We start from the raw sequence: 15,548 nt of genomic DNA, 5'->3' as shown, positions 1-15,548 counted from the left end.
TTTCACATAATACGCCCCATTATATCATAGTTCTAGGGACTTATCAAAAAAAGTTCCACAGACATGGTCGCTCTACCTTTGGCTCTTTAGGGCGACTACAAAATTTGCTAGGGCAAATTTCTTTGTCCCTGACTAACTCCAACGAAGAAGTATTATCGACTTCGTCGTTTTCGTGTCGTGCCAACTAAATATCTAGAGTAGAATAAACTGCATTTTCTTCGATAAATTCACGGCGAGGACCAACCTGGTCACCCATGAGCATATCAAAAATCTTATCAGCTTCGGCTGCGTCATCAACTGAAACCCTAGCCATCAGACGGTGGTCAGGATCCATGGTTGTTTCCCAAAGTTGATGGTCATCCATTTCTCCAAGTCCCTTGTAACGTTGGACACTTGGTTTCGAGCGACCTTGGGTATAGCGGTCTAAGGCTTCCTGCAGTTTGGTTTCTTGGTCAGCACCTGGTTGGATATACTCCTTAACCTCGCTACCAACCTTGACCCCATAAATCGGTGGCTGAGCAATGTAGACATAGCCAGCCTCAACAACAGGTCGCATGTAGCGATAGAAAAGGGTAAGGAGCAGGGTCCTGATGTGGGCCCCATCAACATCGGCATCGGTCATGATGACCAATTTTTGGTAGCGAGCCTTGCTGACATCAAATTCAGCTCCAAAGCCTGTTCCCATAGCGGTAAAGAGGCTGCGGATTTCATCGTTGGCCAGAATCTTGTCCATGCTGGCCTTTTCCACATTGAGAATCTTACCACGAATAGGCAAAATAGCCTGGAATTCACGGTTACGGCCGGACTTGGCCGAACCACCAGCTGAGTCCCCTTCGACGATGAAGAGTTCATTTTGGCTGGCATCATTGGATGAACAGTCGGCCAATTTACCAGGCAGGTTGGAAATTTCTAAGCCTGATTTTTTCCGAGTAACCTCACGGGCCCGCTTAGCGGCAATCCGAGCCTTGGAAGCCAGAATTCCCTTCTCAACAATCTTCTTGGCAATTTGAGGATTTTCCAAGAGGAAACGAAAGAAGGCTTCGCTAAAGAGACGGTTGGTGATCTTAACCACTTCCGAGTTCCCCAGTTTTGTCTTGGTTTGTCCTTCAAACTGAGGATTAGGGTGCTTAACTGAGATAATGGCGGTCAAGCCTTCACGAACATCTTCGCCGGAAAGATTGTCGTCTTTTTCTTTGAGCAACTTGTTTTGCCGGGCGTAGTCATTGATAACCCGAGTCAGAGCGGTCCGAAAACCTTGCTCGTGGGTCCCCCCCTCGTGGGTATGGATATTATTGGCAAAACTGAGAACATTTTCATGATAGGTCCCCGTGTATTGCATGGCCACTTCAACCGAGATACCATCCATTTCGCCATCGGTGTAGATGGGCCTTTCAAAAAGGACTTCCTTGTTTTCATTGAGGTAGTCAACATAGCTGACAATCCCACCTTCGTAGTGGTAGACCTGATTTTGCTCCTTACCTTCTCGCTTGTCGGTAATGGAAATCTTCAAGCCCTTGTTGAGAAAGGCCAACTCTTGAATCCGTTTAGCCAGTTTATCAAAATCAAATTCGGTGGTTTCGGTAAAAATTTCTGGGTCTGGCGTAAAGTGAACACTGGTTCCTGTCTTATCCGTATCTCCAATAACCTTGAGATCAGCAGCGACCATGCCTCGCTTATATTCTTGGAAATGAATTTTCCCATTCTTGTGAACCTTAACTTCCAAGGAGGTAGAAAGGGCATTAACAACGGAAGAACCAACCCCGTGAAGACCTCCAGAAACCTTGTAGCCGCCACCGCCAAATTTACCACCAGCATGAAGGACCGTGAAAACCGTTTCAACAGCAGGTCGACCGGTTTTCTCCTGAATATCTACTGGAATACCCCGACCATCATCAACAACAGTAATGGAATCATCAGGTTCAATAAAGACCTCAATATGACTAGCAAAACCAGCTAGAGCCTCGTCAATGGAGTTATCAACGATTTCCCAAACCAGATGGTGGAGACCTTCTTTAGAGGTTGAACCGATATACATACCAGGCCGCATCCGAACGGCTTCCAAACCTTCTAAGACCTGAATTTGACTGGCATCATATTCTTGGGCCAATTCCTGACGATTTTTATTTTCTTCTGTCATCTTACACTACCGTTTCTAATAATGATTTTTTACCATCGAAGAGCAGGGCTTCAATACCTGCTGCTCGGGCTGCTTGCAGATCAATGTCTCGATCACCAATGGCTAAAGCACTGGTCATGGCATATTTGTTTTTTAGATATAGCATGGACTCGGGATCAGGCTTTCGAGCAAAGCCCGATTCGCTTGTCACTACTTCTGTAAAATACTGGTCAATCCCTGCCTTTTTAAGAATATCCAAGACCAGATGGTTGCGGTGGGAAATCATAAAGTTTCGGCCGCCCTGAGCAACAATCTTAGCCAGCAGCTCTTTAGCACCTGCAAAGAGCCTTGGCTCCGCCAAAGCTTGGGCCTCACGGGTCTTATACTGAGCCCGAAAGGCTGGCTGATTTGGGACAAAATGGGCAATGGCCGCATCCGTCGAAATCTTCAACTGAGCGTAGACCTGGTCGTGGTCAGCCTCCAAGCTGAATTCTCTTAAAGTCTGGCAAAAGGCCCGAGTTGAGGTCTCATAATTATCGAGCAGAGTACCGCCTAAATCCCAGATATAATCGTGAAATTTCATAGGTATGATTATAGCATATTTTGATGCTTTTTGCACGTAGCTTAACCCTTTTACCTTTCCCTATTTCATGCCATTTTGCCATGCTTTTCCCATCGTTTTTTCAGCCCAAAAAAGTCTTGGAAAACAAGTTTCCAAGACCGATTTCAAATCCAATATTTATTCCAACTACTGCGGCTCAAGTCCTTATCAATCCGCCTTTCCTTGGCCAAGGAATTTTGGTAGGACATGGATAGGACTAGACCAACACCAATCAAATTCGACATAAGGGAGGACCCCCCTTTAGAAATAAAGGGCAGGGGAATCCCTGTTAGAGGGAGGACACCAATTGCTGCACCAATATTTTCAAAGACATGGAAGAGAATCATCATGATGAAGCCTGTCGCAATGTAGGTATTAAAGACATTGTTGGATTCAATGGTAATCCGAATCATCCGGAAAATCAGAATGAGATAGAGGAGAATGACAACAATTGAGCCGATAAAGCCATAATCCTCAGCAATAACGGTGAAAATCATATCCGATTCCCGAACCGGAATTGAAAGCTCGGCAACATTAAAACCTTTGCCCAACAGGCCACCACTACCGATGGAAATCAGGCCCTGCACCTGTTGATAGGCGATGCCCGACTCATAGGCAAAGGGATCCAACCAGGCGGCCACCCGGTTAATCTTGTAGGTTTCCATCCCCATGTGGTAGAGCCATTCCTTACCCCAGTCACTAGTGAAAATCAAGAGAAAAAGACCAAATCCCAGGCCTGCCACCAAAAGGGCTGATAGAATAATCCGCCAGGAAACACCTGATAGAACAATCAGACCAGCTAGAATAGCCATAAAGACCATGGCAGTCCCCATATCCTTTTGCAGAACCAGAAGCAAAAGAACTGGTGCTGTCACAGCCAGATAGATAAGAATCAGGCGGCCATCCTTCTTGAGTGAGGGCTCCTCCTCCTTGTACTCATCCTTGAACCAGACCCCCATACGGGCCAACATCAGGATGTAGGCTATTTTCATAAATTCAGAAGGTTGAAAGAGACTGACCGAGCCAATACTGACCCAGTTTTTTGCCCCAGTCGAAGCCACCAAGGCCGGACTATAGATAAAGAGCGGCAGAACCATCAATACCAGCCCAGAGCCATAAAGATAGGGAGTCAATTTCCACAAGCGTTCAACATCGAAAAACATGACAATAAAGGCGATTGCACAGCCGACCACGATTCCAACAACTTGTTGGATGATAACTGATACAATTGAGCTGGAATTATCATGGCTGGTCGCTGTATAGATGGCGACGATTCCGATTAAGATTAAGAGAAAGACAGGAAGAATCACTGTGTAATCAATCCGACTGTCTAAGGGACGTTTTCTTTTTCTTGGCATTGCCACACTCCTTAAAATAACTAGAACCTATTATAGCATGAATTCATGATAAACTCATGACCCTAAAAGACAAAATATTGCAAGATTAGACTGGAACCGGCTACTGCTGCCCAGGTGATTAGACCTGTAACCAGAGGCTTGTGACCAGCTGTCTTAAACTGCTGGAAGGAAACCTTGCAGCCAATTCCTGCTAAGGCCATAGCCATTAAAAATTGTGAGATGGACTTAGCATAGGGGATAGCCACCTTAGGAAAAATACCTAAGGTGGAAAGGATGGAGGTCACGACAAACCAGAGAATAAACCAAGGAAAAATCTTGACAAAAGAAAAATTCTGCTGGCTCTTCCTGGATTGGTAAAATTTAATTCCAGCCAAGATCAAGCAGGCTGGCACAATCATCAGGGCACGAGCTAATTTGACAATGGTCGCAAAATCTCCTGCCTTTTGGCTGTAACTGTAACCTGCTGCCACTACTGACGAGGTGTCATTAACTGCTGTTCCTGCCCAGAGGCCAAAATTATAATCAGACATCTGCATCAGGTGACCAAGGGCCGGAAAGAGGAAGACTGCAATAATATTAAAGAGAAAGATGGTTGACATGGAGAGGGCAATCTCATCATCTTCTGCTTTCAAAATCGGCGAAGCAGCTGCAATGGCAGACCCTCCACAAATGGCCGTCCCAAAGCCAATCAAAGTTTCCAAATTCTTGGACATTTTTAGCCAATGACCAACTAGGTAGGAGACCAGGAAAGAGATTAAAATTGTTGTAATCGAAATTTTTAAGGAAGATAGGCCAGTTTTAGAGACCTGTTGAATGGACATGGTAAAGCCCAAGACGATGATGGAATACTGGAGAATTTTCTTACCGCTGTAGGCAACACCGGGTTGAAAGCTTTCACTCACCCCCCAGATATTGTTCACGAGAATTCCCAAAACAATAGCAAAAACGCTAGAACCAATCAGGGGAAAGAAATTCCCCAAAATCATAGCAAAGATGGCTAAAATTGCTGTCAATGCAAAACCAGGCAAGTAGGTTTGCCATTTTTTCATAATGACCTCCAAAAAATATTATCGCTACTATGTTACCACTTTTAGGAGAGCAATCAAGCCCAAAAAGAGGTAAAGTATTCCACTAGTAGCTATATCCGTCAAGTGACCAAGCTCAGGAAAAATCATCAAAAAAGAGAATAAGATAGACCAACTTTACAGTCTAACCTCCGTCAGCCCACTAGAGCACCTTCTTGACTTCTTCTACTTTTTTCTAGGCACCAAGAAATCGCCACTCCTATTTCAGGCCACTAATTTTTCAGACCCACCCCTTCCAAATCATATGGCAAGGCCACTTTGAAGGAGATAAAGTACCCTAATGCCTAAAGTAATCAGACCAAAGATTCCAGCCTTCATTGACTTCATTCATAAAAGGCTCTAAAAAATTCAGACAGAAAAATAGCCCAGTCAAAACTGAGCTATTACATGTTAAATCTATCCAGGTCATGAATCAAGAACCAAGAGCTTTAGGTTTCGAGTTCTTATTCACCCTTGTTCCAGAAGTCAGTCACAGCACCCTTAGATGCGGAGGAAACGATATGGGCATATTTACCGAGGACACCACGTGAATAAAGTGGTGGAATGGTTGTTTCCGCCTTCCGACGTTCCAATTCTTCTTCAGAAACTCTCATGGTAATTTCCTTGGTATCTTGGTCAACAACCACGGTATCGCCGGTTCTCAGATAAGCGATTGGACCTCCGTCTTGGGCTTCTGGGGCCACGTGACCAACAACCAGACCATAGGTCCCACCAGAGAAACGACCATCGGTAATGAGGGCAACCTTATCGCCTTGTCCCTTACCTACCAGCATAGATGATAGGGAGAGCATTTCCGGCATACCAGGACCACCCTTAGGACCCACATAGCGGACAACGACAACATCGCCATCAACGATATCATCAGCCAGAACTGCTTCGATAGCATCTTCTTCAGAGTCAAAGACCTTGGCAGGTCCTTCATGACGACGAACCTTAACCCCAGAAACCTTAGCAACGGCACCATCTGGAGCCAAGTTACCCTTGAGGATAATCAGAGGACCATCAGCACGTTTAGGATGTTCCAAAGGCATAATAACCTTTTGACCAGGGGTCAAATCATCAAAGTCAGCCAAGTTTTCAGCGACGGTCTTACCCGTACAGGTAATCCGATCACCATGCAAGAAGCCATTAGCCAAGAGGTATTTCATAACTGCTGGCACACCACCGACATCATAGAGGTCTTGGAAAACGTATTGACCGGATGGCTTGAGGTCAGCCAAGTGTGGCACCTTTTCTTGGAAGGTATTGAAGTCTTCCAAGCTCAAATCAACATTGGCGGCATGGGCGATAGCCAAAAGGTGCAGGGTCGCATTAGTTGAACCACCAAGAGCCATGGTTACCGTAATGGCATCTTCAAAGGCTTCGCGAGTCAGAATGTCAGATGGCTTGAGACCCAATTTCAGCATATTGACAACTGCTCGACCGGCTTCTTCAATATCTGCCTTCTTTTCAGCGGATTCTGCTGGGTGAGAAGAGGAACCTGGCAGGCTCATTCCCAAAACTTCGATAGCTGTCGCCATGGTGTTAGCCGTGTACATACCACCACAACCACCAGGGCCAGGGCAGGCATTACATTCAATCTGCCGCACTTCTTCTTCAGTCATATCACCGTGGTTCCAGTGACCGACCCCTTCAAAGACAGACACCAGGTCAATATCCTTACCATCTAAGTTACCTGGGGCAATAGTACCACCATAGGCAAAGATAGCAGGAATATCCATATTGGCAATGGCAATCATGGAACCAGGCATATTTTTATCACAGCCACCAATAGCGACAAAGGCATCAGCATTGTGACCACCCATAGCTGCTTCAATAGAGTCAGCGATAATATCCCGAGAGGTCAGAGAAAACCGCATCCCTTGGGTTCCCATGGCAATCCCATCCGCAACCGTAATGGTACCGAATTGGACAGGCCAAGCTCCCGCATCCTTGACACCCTTCTTGGTCAATTTACCAAAATCATGCAAGTGCATGTTACAAGGGGTATTTTCAGCCCAAGTTGAGATGACGCCAACGATTGGCCTATCAAAATCCTTGTCCGTCATCCCTGTTGCCCGCAACATGGCACGGTTAGGCGACTTGACCATACTATCATAAACAGCTGAACGATGACGAAGTTTCTTCATATCATCTGTCATAAGACTTCCTTCTCTCTAGAAAAATATAGTAATCTAACCGACGTCAGGAGGGTCTCCTCATCAGTTAGAAATATAAACAAAATTTTATCGGGGACTGATTCCTAAGGCAATCCGACCCAAGCGACTGATGCGTGTCAATTTCCAAACAGGCTTCCAGACCACCTTAACACTGGCTGACTCTATTCCATCAATGGTCTTAAGAACCTCAGCCAAATCAAGGGGCAGGGTATCGGCACAGCCACAGGCTACATCAGTGAAAGTCATAACAACCTGACAATGGCCCTTCTCATCAATTGAGATTTCATAAATCAAGCCCAGATTATAAATATCCAACTCGATTTCCGGGTCATAGACGGTCTCTAACTTTTCAACCAAGTCTTGGCTGAGAGCCTTGGCACGGTCATTTAACTTGATGTCATCCCTCATTAAGAATTCTCCCTTCTATAACTCATAATTGTAGCACAATTCAGACAATTTGTCTAGATGAAAATCATTATAAATAAGGATTGAGGAAGGTCAGAAAAGTCTGATAAGATGGGCTTGAAGCCAACTCAAGATAAAAGAAAAAGACAAACCAGAGGTCTCTCTAGTTTGCCCTCGATTTAAATCGCTGCTGCTTTTGAAGTAAGCCTTCTTTATTTTTCAGAACCGTAGACAGTCACTATTTTCTCAGCAATCCTTTCGACATCAGCTGTCAAGCCCCGCATTTCGTAAGTATCGAGGACTGGAAAACCGAATTGTTCGGAGTATTGGTAGGCCGTCAGACAAAATTGGTTGTTAAAGTTGCGATTGCCACTTCCGACAATCCCCAGACAATTTCTAGCATTATTGCCCTTAGCAATTAGCTTGCGTAAATCGGTGGTCAGGATCTCCTGGTCGCCATTATCGACACCATTACCACCTTCCAAATAAGTTGGCAGAAAAGCCACATAGGGCTGGTCGAGGTCAGGATAGGCCTGCCCCTCCTTGACCAGCTCCTTAACATCCAAGGTCTCAACCGGAATCTCGGCGTGGTTGAAAGCAAAATAATCAACCATCTTTTGGACAAAGGCCTTGGTGTTCCCACTCAAAGAAATATAGACAAATTTCACAGTTTGCTCCTTCAACCACTAGATATTGTGGTATTCCTAGATTTAATCTACAAGATATTGTAGCACTAGGCAAAGGTGGGGTCAAGTTATTTGGAGAAAAAAGAAAAGCCTCGGCTGAGCGAAGCATTGAAATCATATCCCCTGCCGGAATCGAACCAGCAACTACTCCTTAGGAGGGAGTTGTTATATCCATTTAACTAAGGAGACACATTAACGTACCAACCCCTTATATTGTACCCTAGACTACAGATGAATGCAACTTTAAAAAAGTCCTATGCCAAATTTAAATCATTCATAGTTCCTAAATCGAAATGAGGTAGGTCCCCCGCCATTCTTTTACGACAGCGTCCGCTACCGCAAGGGCAAAATCAGCATAGGAGATTTCTTTCTTAAGAAAAAAATCTTCTGCCATTGTTGGGGAGTGTCTCTGATAGCTCCCCGTCCTATTTCCATCTGGACGATAAACAGGGGGCGGTATAAGATAAGTCCAAGAATCTTTAAGAGATGATTCTTCTAAGTAATCCCTCAACTTAGCATGTGCAGCTCCACGTGGCAAAGTCATTGCAGGGAAACAATCAGTCTCCCAGAAGCGCTGTCCATTCTCAAGCCTTAATGCTCCTGCTCCCCCTACGGTTACTATACGGAATTCTTTTGAAAAAGTGAAGGCTCGACGAAGGCGCTGCTCTAATTGAACTAAAGCGTCATCTGGTATATCTTCTCTTAAACGAATAGCCTGAACGACAATATCAATATCATGATCATGTAGTACTCTTTGCAATTTTCCTTCATCTTCTATATCAATAACAGTGCTTCTCACTGCTTTTCTTAAGGGAGCCAATCTGGCCTTGTCTGATTCTTTTCTTAGTCCTGCTAAAATCTGGACAGAGTCTTGTTTGATCAGTTCGTCTATGATTAAGCGGCCAGTTCTGCCTGTTGCCCCTAGAACTAAAACATTTATCATCTGATCCTCCTGAATCTCCAAACTAACCATAGGTAGACATTAATTACAAAATAAGAAGCGTTTAAATGTCAACAACAATAATTGATTGCATAGGGAACCAAACTGGTCACCACAATTTTCATAATCGTTAGCCTATATTTTTACGTTTCTTGTAAATAATCTATTTTAATTGTAGATAATCTACAAATAATATACCTAAAATTATTTCGATAGTCAAGAAAAAATTGTAGATTTTTCTCAATTGTTATAGAATAACACAGTAACTAAATTTACAGCGAAAAGGATTGAAATGGCATGAAAAAGGATTTTGATGATTATTCTGCTCTTCTTGATGTTAACTTGATAAAAAAGTTAGTCGTTGGCATTGGGGAAGTTTCTAAAATAACAGGCATCCCAGTTAGAAAAATTCGTTATTGGGAAGAAAAAGGTATCATTAACTCTCAAGATAGTAAAGAGGGCAGTACCAGAAGATTTGATTATATAAATATCAAAAAAATGCTTTTGATTCAGGAAATGCTTGAGGAAGGTTTCACCTTGGATTTTGCCGCTAAAAAGGTTGAAAAGCGATTAGCTGCATTAAATGCTATGTTTAAAAATTTGGTAGAAGAGCTGAAAGATATTGACAAGTAATTGAGGTTGAGACTAATAAAAAAAGTTCCGATTGGAACCTTTTTTATTAGTCTTAACGACGGACTTCTTGAATACGTGCAGCTTTACCCTGAAGGGCACGCAAGTAGTACAATTTAGCACGACGGACTTTACCATGACGAGTTACTTCAATCTTTTCAACACGTGGTGTGTGAACTGGGAAAGTACGTTCGACACCGATACCGCTTGAAATCTTGCGGACAGTGTACATTTCTGAAATGCCTTGACCCTTACGAGAGATAACAACGCCTTCAAAGATCTGAACACGTTCACGGTTACCTTCGACAACCTTAGCGTGAACACGAACGGTATCACCAGGGCGGAAGTCAGGGATGTCAGTACGAAGTTGACTTTCAGTCAAACTTTGGATTAATGGATTCATTTATTTTCTCCTATCTTACTAATCTTAGGTGCTTGTCCCAGCGGATTAGCCGTATTTTCGTGTGTCCATTACACACATAGAAATATTTTACACTATGATTAGCGTTTTTGCAAGGCATAAATCGTATGTTTATGGCTAAAGAGAAAGGCAGCGACCGCCACGATAGCAAAGTAGGGGGTATTGGCAAAGCCAAAGACCTCACCGCCCAAGAGAATTGGGGCTAGGAGGGTATTGGTAGCTGAACCAAAGACGCTGACATAGCCCAGGCCTGCGACCAAGGCGACTGGAAGGCCGAAGAAACCGGCAAGAACGACCCCGAGGCTGGCCCCGATAGCAAAGAGCGGTGTTACTTCTCCCCCTTGGAAACCAGCTGCTAGCGTAATAACCGTCAGCACCAATTTCAAAGCCCAGTCCCAGGCATAAATCTTACCGCCTGAAAAACTAGCTGAAATCAAATTGGTTCCCAGACCCGTGTAACGTCCTTGCCAAAGCAAGAAAAAGAGAACAGTCAAGCAGAGACTGATAAGGGCAATCCGCCAATAGGGATTGGTGAAATAGGTCGAGGCTTGTTTCTTAGCCCAGGCTAGACTGGCCGCAAAGAGACTGCCAACAAGACCAAAGCAAAGCCCCAAGACCAGTAATTTGACTACCACTAGAGGTTCCAAGTCCAAATGAACAGAGACGGGTACGGCAAATTTTTCTAGACCCAAAGCGTGCGAGGTCTGACTGGCAACCAGAGAGGCAATCAGGGCTGGCAAGAGGGCTGAGAAGGCTAATTCACCTACCACCAGAACTTCAATCGCAAAGAAGGTAGCTGCTAGAGGAATTTGAAAGAGGCCCGCAAAACCAGCTGCCATCCCTGTCACCAAAAAGATACGAGAGCTATTCTGTAGGGGAATCAGTTTGCCCAACCAATGGGAAACCGTTGCTCCAATCTGTACAGCTACTCCTTCTCGGCCGGCACTTCCTCCGAAAAGATGGGTCAGCCAGGTTGCTACCATAATCAAGGGGATTAAGACTTTGGGGATGTCGTCTCTTTTCTCGTGGCCGACTTCAAAGACCAGACCCATGCCCTTACCAGCCTCACCGCCGAAGCGTTGGTAGAGCCAGACGCTGACTAATCCAGCCAGAGCGAGAAAGGGCAGGGTCCAAGCTAGGTGACTGTCACGAAAATCGCTGACAAAGAGCAGAACACGCCCGAAGACTGTATCAATAGCTCCGATGACCAGACCGACGATGACAGCTGCGACAATGAGTAGCGAATTATTTTTTATTGATGTAAGCACAAATTTCCTCCATGACTGAGAACTAGGACCTTTTCTCAAATCTTTGCTTCTGGTTGAGAAAGCCAGCCAAATGTCTCACCTAGTCCAATTCTTGGGCCTGATAGGCCCGAGACTCCTTCATAATGTCCGCAAAGGTGGCCCGAATAAAGGACTCAAAACTTTGGTTTTGAACTAGACTAGACACCTTGTCCAAGACTGCTTCTTCACGAGCTTGGTCGTAGATGGGCTTGCCCGTTTCCTTCTTATAGGCGGCGACTTGGCTGACTAAAGTTATCCGCTTTTCAATCAAGGCCACCAAGTCCCTATCAATCTTGTCTATATTTTGTCGAATTTCCTCTAAGTCCATAGGATTTCCTCCCAGCATTTTATGATTTTCAAAACACCTCATTATATCAAAAAGAGCCCAGCAAAACTAGGCTTTCTTGCGATTGAGCATCCACTTGACCAGTCCATAAACCAGTAGTCCCAGAACTAGGAGAACTAGGATTCTCTTAATATTTCCCTTGAGAATAGCGTCCCCGCCAAAGGCGTAGAGGCAGGAGGTTGGAAAGACACCAACTAGCACACAGGGTAACCATTTCTTGAGCGGTAGCTTCGATTCTGTGACCAAATAATTGACCAGCAGGGTTGGAAAGATGGGAACCATATAGCCCAAACTTATGGCCAGATAGGGATTATCAATCTTTTGCAGGACTTCTAATTTATCAGAGAAAGATTTTTCCCGGTCGGTAATGTTAATCTTTGATAAAATTTTGAGGGAGAGAAAATTCCCCAGAGAATTGGCCAGCAGATTCATGACCAGGCCCAGCCAAGGGCCGAAGACTACACCATTAAAAACGGCTAGGACTGCATTTGACAGGAAGGGAACAGCCGAACCCAGAGCCGTCAGTAGAATCAGAACGCAGAAATTAAAGATGTTGGCAGTCGAAAACTGGCGACCGAAGGAGACGACCTGCTTTTCAACATTGAAGAAATTGCTCAGAGCATCCCAGTAGCGATAGGCGAAAAAGCCCAAATAAATGAGGCCAATCAGCAAGCCCAAGGAGGCAAGTAGGTGTCGCAGGCTCCGACTGTTTAAATTGATTTTCTTGAAAGGCATAGGCTTATTATAGGGGAATGGCAGGAGAAATTCAAGGGAGAAAGCCAATCTATCCCTTTCTATTAGGATTAGCTAAAATGATCACCAAAGCAATTCCCCTAGTCACTAAAAAAGAGAGAAAAAGTAACTTTGTTGGTGACGACACGGAGATAAAGCAGTCAATTATCCACTTCTTTATCATAGTTAGTCAGGGGTATAGGAAACTAGCCTAGTAGTTTCCATAGACACTTTAAAAGAAAAATAAAGTGACCTTACCTGTGCTGACACGAAAAAAGGAAAGCCGATGTTGCTTTCCTTTTTGGAGTTAGTAAGACTGATAGGTAGTCGCCATAGAGACTACCGTAGATTGACAAGTGCCGAGCACTTAGTCACTCTTGATAGTGTTACGACAGGGAGATAAAGCAGTCGATATTACTGCTTTATCGAAGTTAGTAAGGGAGGTAGGCAAAGTGCCATAGCACTTGCCGTAATCTAGCAAGGCTTTTAAGTCTTAGCTAGATTTCCGTGAGTTACGACACGGAAAAAAGGAAGCCGATAATGCTTCCTTTTTGGAGTTAGTAAGACTGATAGGTAGTCGGCCATAGAGACTACCGTAGATTGACAAGTGCCGAGCACTTAGTCAATCTTTCAGTGTTACCCCACCGATCCTTCCATGCTCATGTTGATGAGGGTGTTGAGCTCGACGGCGTATTCCATTGGCAGTTCCTTGGTGATAGGGTCCATGAAACCATTGATAATCATGGCAGTGGCATCTTCTTCGCTGACACCCCGGCTCATCAGGTAGTAGAGCTGTTCTTCGGAAACCTTGGAAACCTTAGCTTCGTGTTCCAGAGCAACATCTGAATTATGGATTTCATTGAAAGGAATGGTATCTGAGCTAGATTCCTCATCCATAAGAATGGTATCGCACTCGATGTGAGACTTGGAACCCTTACTATTGGAAGCGAAGCGAACGGTTCCCCGATAGTCGGTCCGACCACCATCCTTGGCAACAGATTTAGAAATCAGGGTGCTGGAGGTGTTGGGAGCATTGTGGTAGACCTTACAGCCGGCATCCAAATGTTGACCGTAGTTGGCAAAGGCCATAGACAGGACGGAACAACGGGCGTGAGGGCCGTTGAGCAGGGAGCAAGGGTACTTCATATTGACCTTACTGCCTAGATTACCATCAATCCATTCTAGGGTTCCGTTTTCTTCGACTGTCCCCCGCTCGGTTACCAGATTATAAACATTATCCGACCAGTTCTGCATAGTAGTGTAACGGAAGGAAGCATCTCGCTTAACGACAATCTCTACGCTGGCAGCATGGAGGCTGTTGGTCGTATAAGATGGCGCAGTACAGCCTTCGATATACTGGATGGAAGCTCCTTCGTCGACAATCATGAGCGAGCGTTCAAATTGGCCGGCATTTTCGCTGTTAATTCGGAAATAGGTTTGCACCGGCATGGGACATTGCACACCCTTTGGAACGTAGATAAAGGTACCACCGGACCAAACTGCCCCGTTGAGGGCGGCAAACTTATGCTCAGCATTGGAAATCACCGTACCGAAATATTCCTTAAAAAGCTCAGGATACTGTTGCAGAGCTGTGTCGGTATCGGTAAAGACGATACCCAGCTTTTCAAATTCATCCTTCATATTGTGGTAGACCACTTCAGACTCATACTGGGCGGCAGCTCCAGACAGGTACTGCTTTTCTGCCTCAGGGATCCCTAAGCGGTCAAAGGTTTCCTTAATCTTATCAGGCACTTCTTCCCAGGAACGGGAACGATCCTTGGACAACTTTTGGTAGTAAATAATGTCATCAAAATTGATACCTGACAGGTCAGGCCCCCACTTGGGCATGGGAAGCTTGTGAAAGAGCTCCAGGGACTTGAGCCGGTAATCCAGCATCCATTGGGGTTCGTTTTTAACCCGAGAAATTTCTCGTACAACTTCTTCGGTCAGGCCCTTACCAGTCGAAACCAGGGCGCTGACATCATCGTGGAAACCAAAAGCGTAATCTCTATTCTTAGCCATATTTCCTCCATCTATCTGAGAAGGCTGGAACAAATGGTCCAAGCCTCCTTACTTTTCAACCGTAAACAATTGACGCAGGGGTTGATTGAATGCCTCTGTCACAGGGGACAAGGCCAACAGTCTGGGAGACCATTGAAAAAACAATCAAGCCTGCGGGGTGGTCTAGAAAATTGCTAGCATTGCTCCAACAATTTCTAGTCCACTTTTCATCTTTAAGCTAAAACTAGCCAACTCTCATTATAACCTCTTTGGGGGGAATTTTCACGAAAAAGAAACCGACAATTCTGCCGATTTCTTCTCAATCTTATTTAGGCTAATTTATCAGACATTGTTTGGGCGAAGGCTTCCAGATTTTCAATATCCTCGTCTTCTGCTGCCAGGTCAACCTTGACCGAATTGGCTCCCTTGGTCGCACCTGTCAGAGCAAATTGGTCCTCAAATTCATCAACCGATTTACAGAAGTAATCGTAGAAGGTATCCCCAGAGCCAACCACACCGTAAATCTTACCAGACAGATCGACATCTGCCAAATCTTCGTAGAAATCCACAATTTCATCAGGCAAATCCCCATCACCATAAGTATAGGTGGCAACAATCGCCATATCCGCATCTTCAAAGTCAGCAGCATCAACCGTTGTGCACTCGTCCACATCCACGGTGTGACCCAAGTCTTCCAATTTCTCAGCCACAATATCGGCAATTTCCTCAGTATTGCCCGTCATACTCGCATAAACAATCTTAGCTAAAGCCATAGTTCCCTC

At 44.8% G+C, this 15,548-nt stretch carries 15 protein-coding genes and 1 tRNA gene; 1 reads left to right on the top strand and 15 read right to left on the bottom strand.

The features are described 5' to 3' along the window. Positions 1–184: 184 nt before the first annotated feature. The 9 genes from gyrB to BS63_RS0102300 all read right to left on the bottom strand — a co-directional run bounded on the left by gyrB (position 185) and on the right by BS63_RS0102300 (position 9,353). Positions 185–2,137, bottom strand: coding sequence for a DNA topoisomerase (ATP-hydrolyzing) subunit B (gene gyrB / locus BS63_RS0102340; protein WP_019770481.1), 1,953 nt, complete (start codon positions 2,135–2,137; stop codon positions 185–187). Position 2,138: 1 nt separating this feature from the next. After that, complete coding sequence (locus BS63_RS0102335; RefSeq protein ID WP_002962060.1) at positions 2,139–2,699, bottom strand: HAD-IA family hydrolase; 561 nt, start codon at positions 2,697–2,699, stop codon at positions 2,139–2,141. A gap of 143 nt (positions 2,700–2,842) precedes the next feature. Next, positions 2,843–4,075, bottom strand: a complete 1,233-nt coding sequence (locus BS63_RS0102330) for an FtsW/RodA/SpoVE family cell cycle protein (protein WP_002962061.1) — start codon at positions 4,073–4,075, stop codon at positions 2,843–2,845. Positions 4,076–4,137: 62 nt separating this feature from the next. Beyond that, positions 4,138–5,124 carry a YeiH family protein gene (locus BS63_RS0102325; RefSeq protein ID WP_002962064.1) on the bottom strand — a complete coding sequence of 329 codons (987 nt, stop codon included), beginning with the start codon at positions 5,122–5,124 and terminating at the stop codon, positions 4,138–4,140. A 479-nt stretch (positions 5,125–5,603) separates the two neighbouring features. Continuing rightward, on the bottom strand, positions 5,604–7,301 hold the full coding sequence (ilvD, locus tag BS63_RS0102320) for a dihydroxy-acid dehydratase (RefSeq protein WP_019775853.1): 1,698 nt from the start codon (positions 7,299–7,301) through the stop codon (positions 5,604–5,606). An 84-nt stretch (positions 7,302–7,385) separates the two neighbouring features. Further along, positions 7,386–7,727: a metal-sulfur cluster assembly factor gene (locus BS63_RS0102315; RefSeq protein ID WP_002962067.1), complete on the bottom strand. Its 342-nt coding sequence runs from the start codon at positions 7,725–7,727 to the stop codon at positions 7,386–7,388. Between the two features lie 209 nt (positions 7,728–7,936). Beyond that, positions 7,937–8,392, bottom strand: coding sequence for a class Ib ribonucleoside-diphosphate reductase assembly flavoprotein NrdI (gene nrdI / locus BS63_RS0102310; protein WP_002962068.1), 456 nt, complete (start codon positions 8,390–8,392; stop codon positions 7,937–7,939). A gap of 135 nt (positions 8,393–8,527) precedes the next feature. Further along, positions 8,528–8,599 (bottom strand) — tRNA-Arg (locus BS63_RS0102305). 94 nt (positions 8,600–8,693) lie between these two features. Further along, positions 8,694–9,353: an NAD(P)-dependent oxidoreductase gene (locus tag BS63_RS0102300; RefSeq protein ID WP_002962069.1), complete on the bottom strand. Its 660-nt coding sequence runs from the start codon at positions 9,351–9,353 to the stop codon at positions 8,694–8,696. A 294-nt stretch (positions 9,354–9,647) separates the two neighbouring features. Here BS63_RS0102300 and BS63_RS0102295 point away from each other — a divergent pair, with 294 nt between their 5' ends. Then, on the top strand, positions 9,648–9,983 hold the full coding sequence (locus tag BS63_RS0102295) for a MerR family transcriptional regulator (RefSeq protein WP_002962070.1): 336 nt from the start codon (positions 9,648–9,650) through the stop codon (positions 9,981–9,983). A 52-nt stretch (positions 9,984–10,035) separates the two neighbouring features. Here BS63_RS0102295 and rplS read toward each other — a convergent pair whose 3' ends face one another. From rplS to BS63_RS0102260, 6 genes are all read right to left on the bottom strand, one after another. Continuing rightward, positions 10,036–10,383 (bottom strand): 50S ribosomal protein L19, encoded by a 348-nt coding sequence (gene rplS / locus BS63_RS0102290; protein WP_002962071.1) that lies wholly within the window; start codon positions 10,381–10,383, stop codon positions 10,036–10,038. 98 nt (positions 10,384–10,481) lie between these two features. Further along, positions 10,482–11,669 (bottom strand): chloride channel protein, encoded by a 1,188-nt coding sequence (locus BS63_RS0102285; RefSeq protein WP_002962072.1) that lies wholly within the window; start codon positions 11,667–11,669, stop codon positions 10,482–10,484. Between the two features lie 79 nt (positions 11,670–11,748). Continuing rightward, positions 11,749–12,015, bottom strand: a complete 267-nt coding sequence (locus BS63_RS0102280) for a chorismate mutase (protein ID WP_002962073.1) — start codon at positions 12,013–12,015, stop codon at positions 11,749–11,751. A 66-nt stretch (positions 12,016–12,081) separates the two neighbouring features. Then, complete coding sequence (locus BS63_RS0102275; protein ID WP_002962074.1) at positions 12,082–12,816, bottom strand: VTT domain-containing protein; 735 nt, start codon at positions 12,814–12,816, stop codon at positions 12,082–12,084. Positions 12,817–13,401: 585 nt separating this feature from the next. Beyond that, positions 13,402–14,787, bottom strand: coding sequence for a Fe-S cluster assembly protein SufB (gene sufB / locus BS63_RS0102265; protein ID WP_028798413.1), 1,386 nt, complete (start codon positions 14,785–14,787; stop codon positions 13,402–13,404). A 308-nt stretch (positions 14,788–15,095) separates the two neighbouring features. Then, positions 15,096–15,539 (bottom strand): flavodoxin, encoded by a 444-nt coding sequence (locus BS63_RS0102260; protein ID WP_002962798.1) that lies wholly within the window; start codon positions 15,537–15,539, stop codon positions 15,096–15,098. Positions 15,540–15,548: the final 9 nt, after the last annotated feature.

It is taken from the genome of Streptococcus sobrinus DSM 20742 = ATCC 33478 (assembly GCF_000686605.1).
Classification (GTDB): Bacteria; Bacillota; Bacilli; order Lactobacillales; family Streptococcaceae; genus Streptococcus; species Streptococcus sobrinus.
Note: the sequence above shows the minus strand (reverse complement) of the source record. Positions and strands in the feature narration are given on the sequence as shown.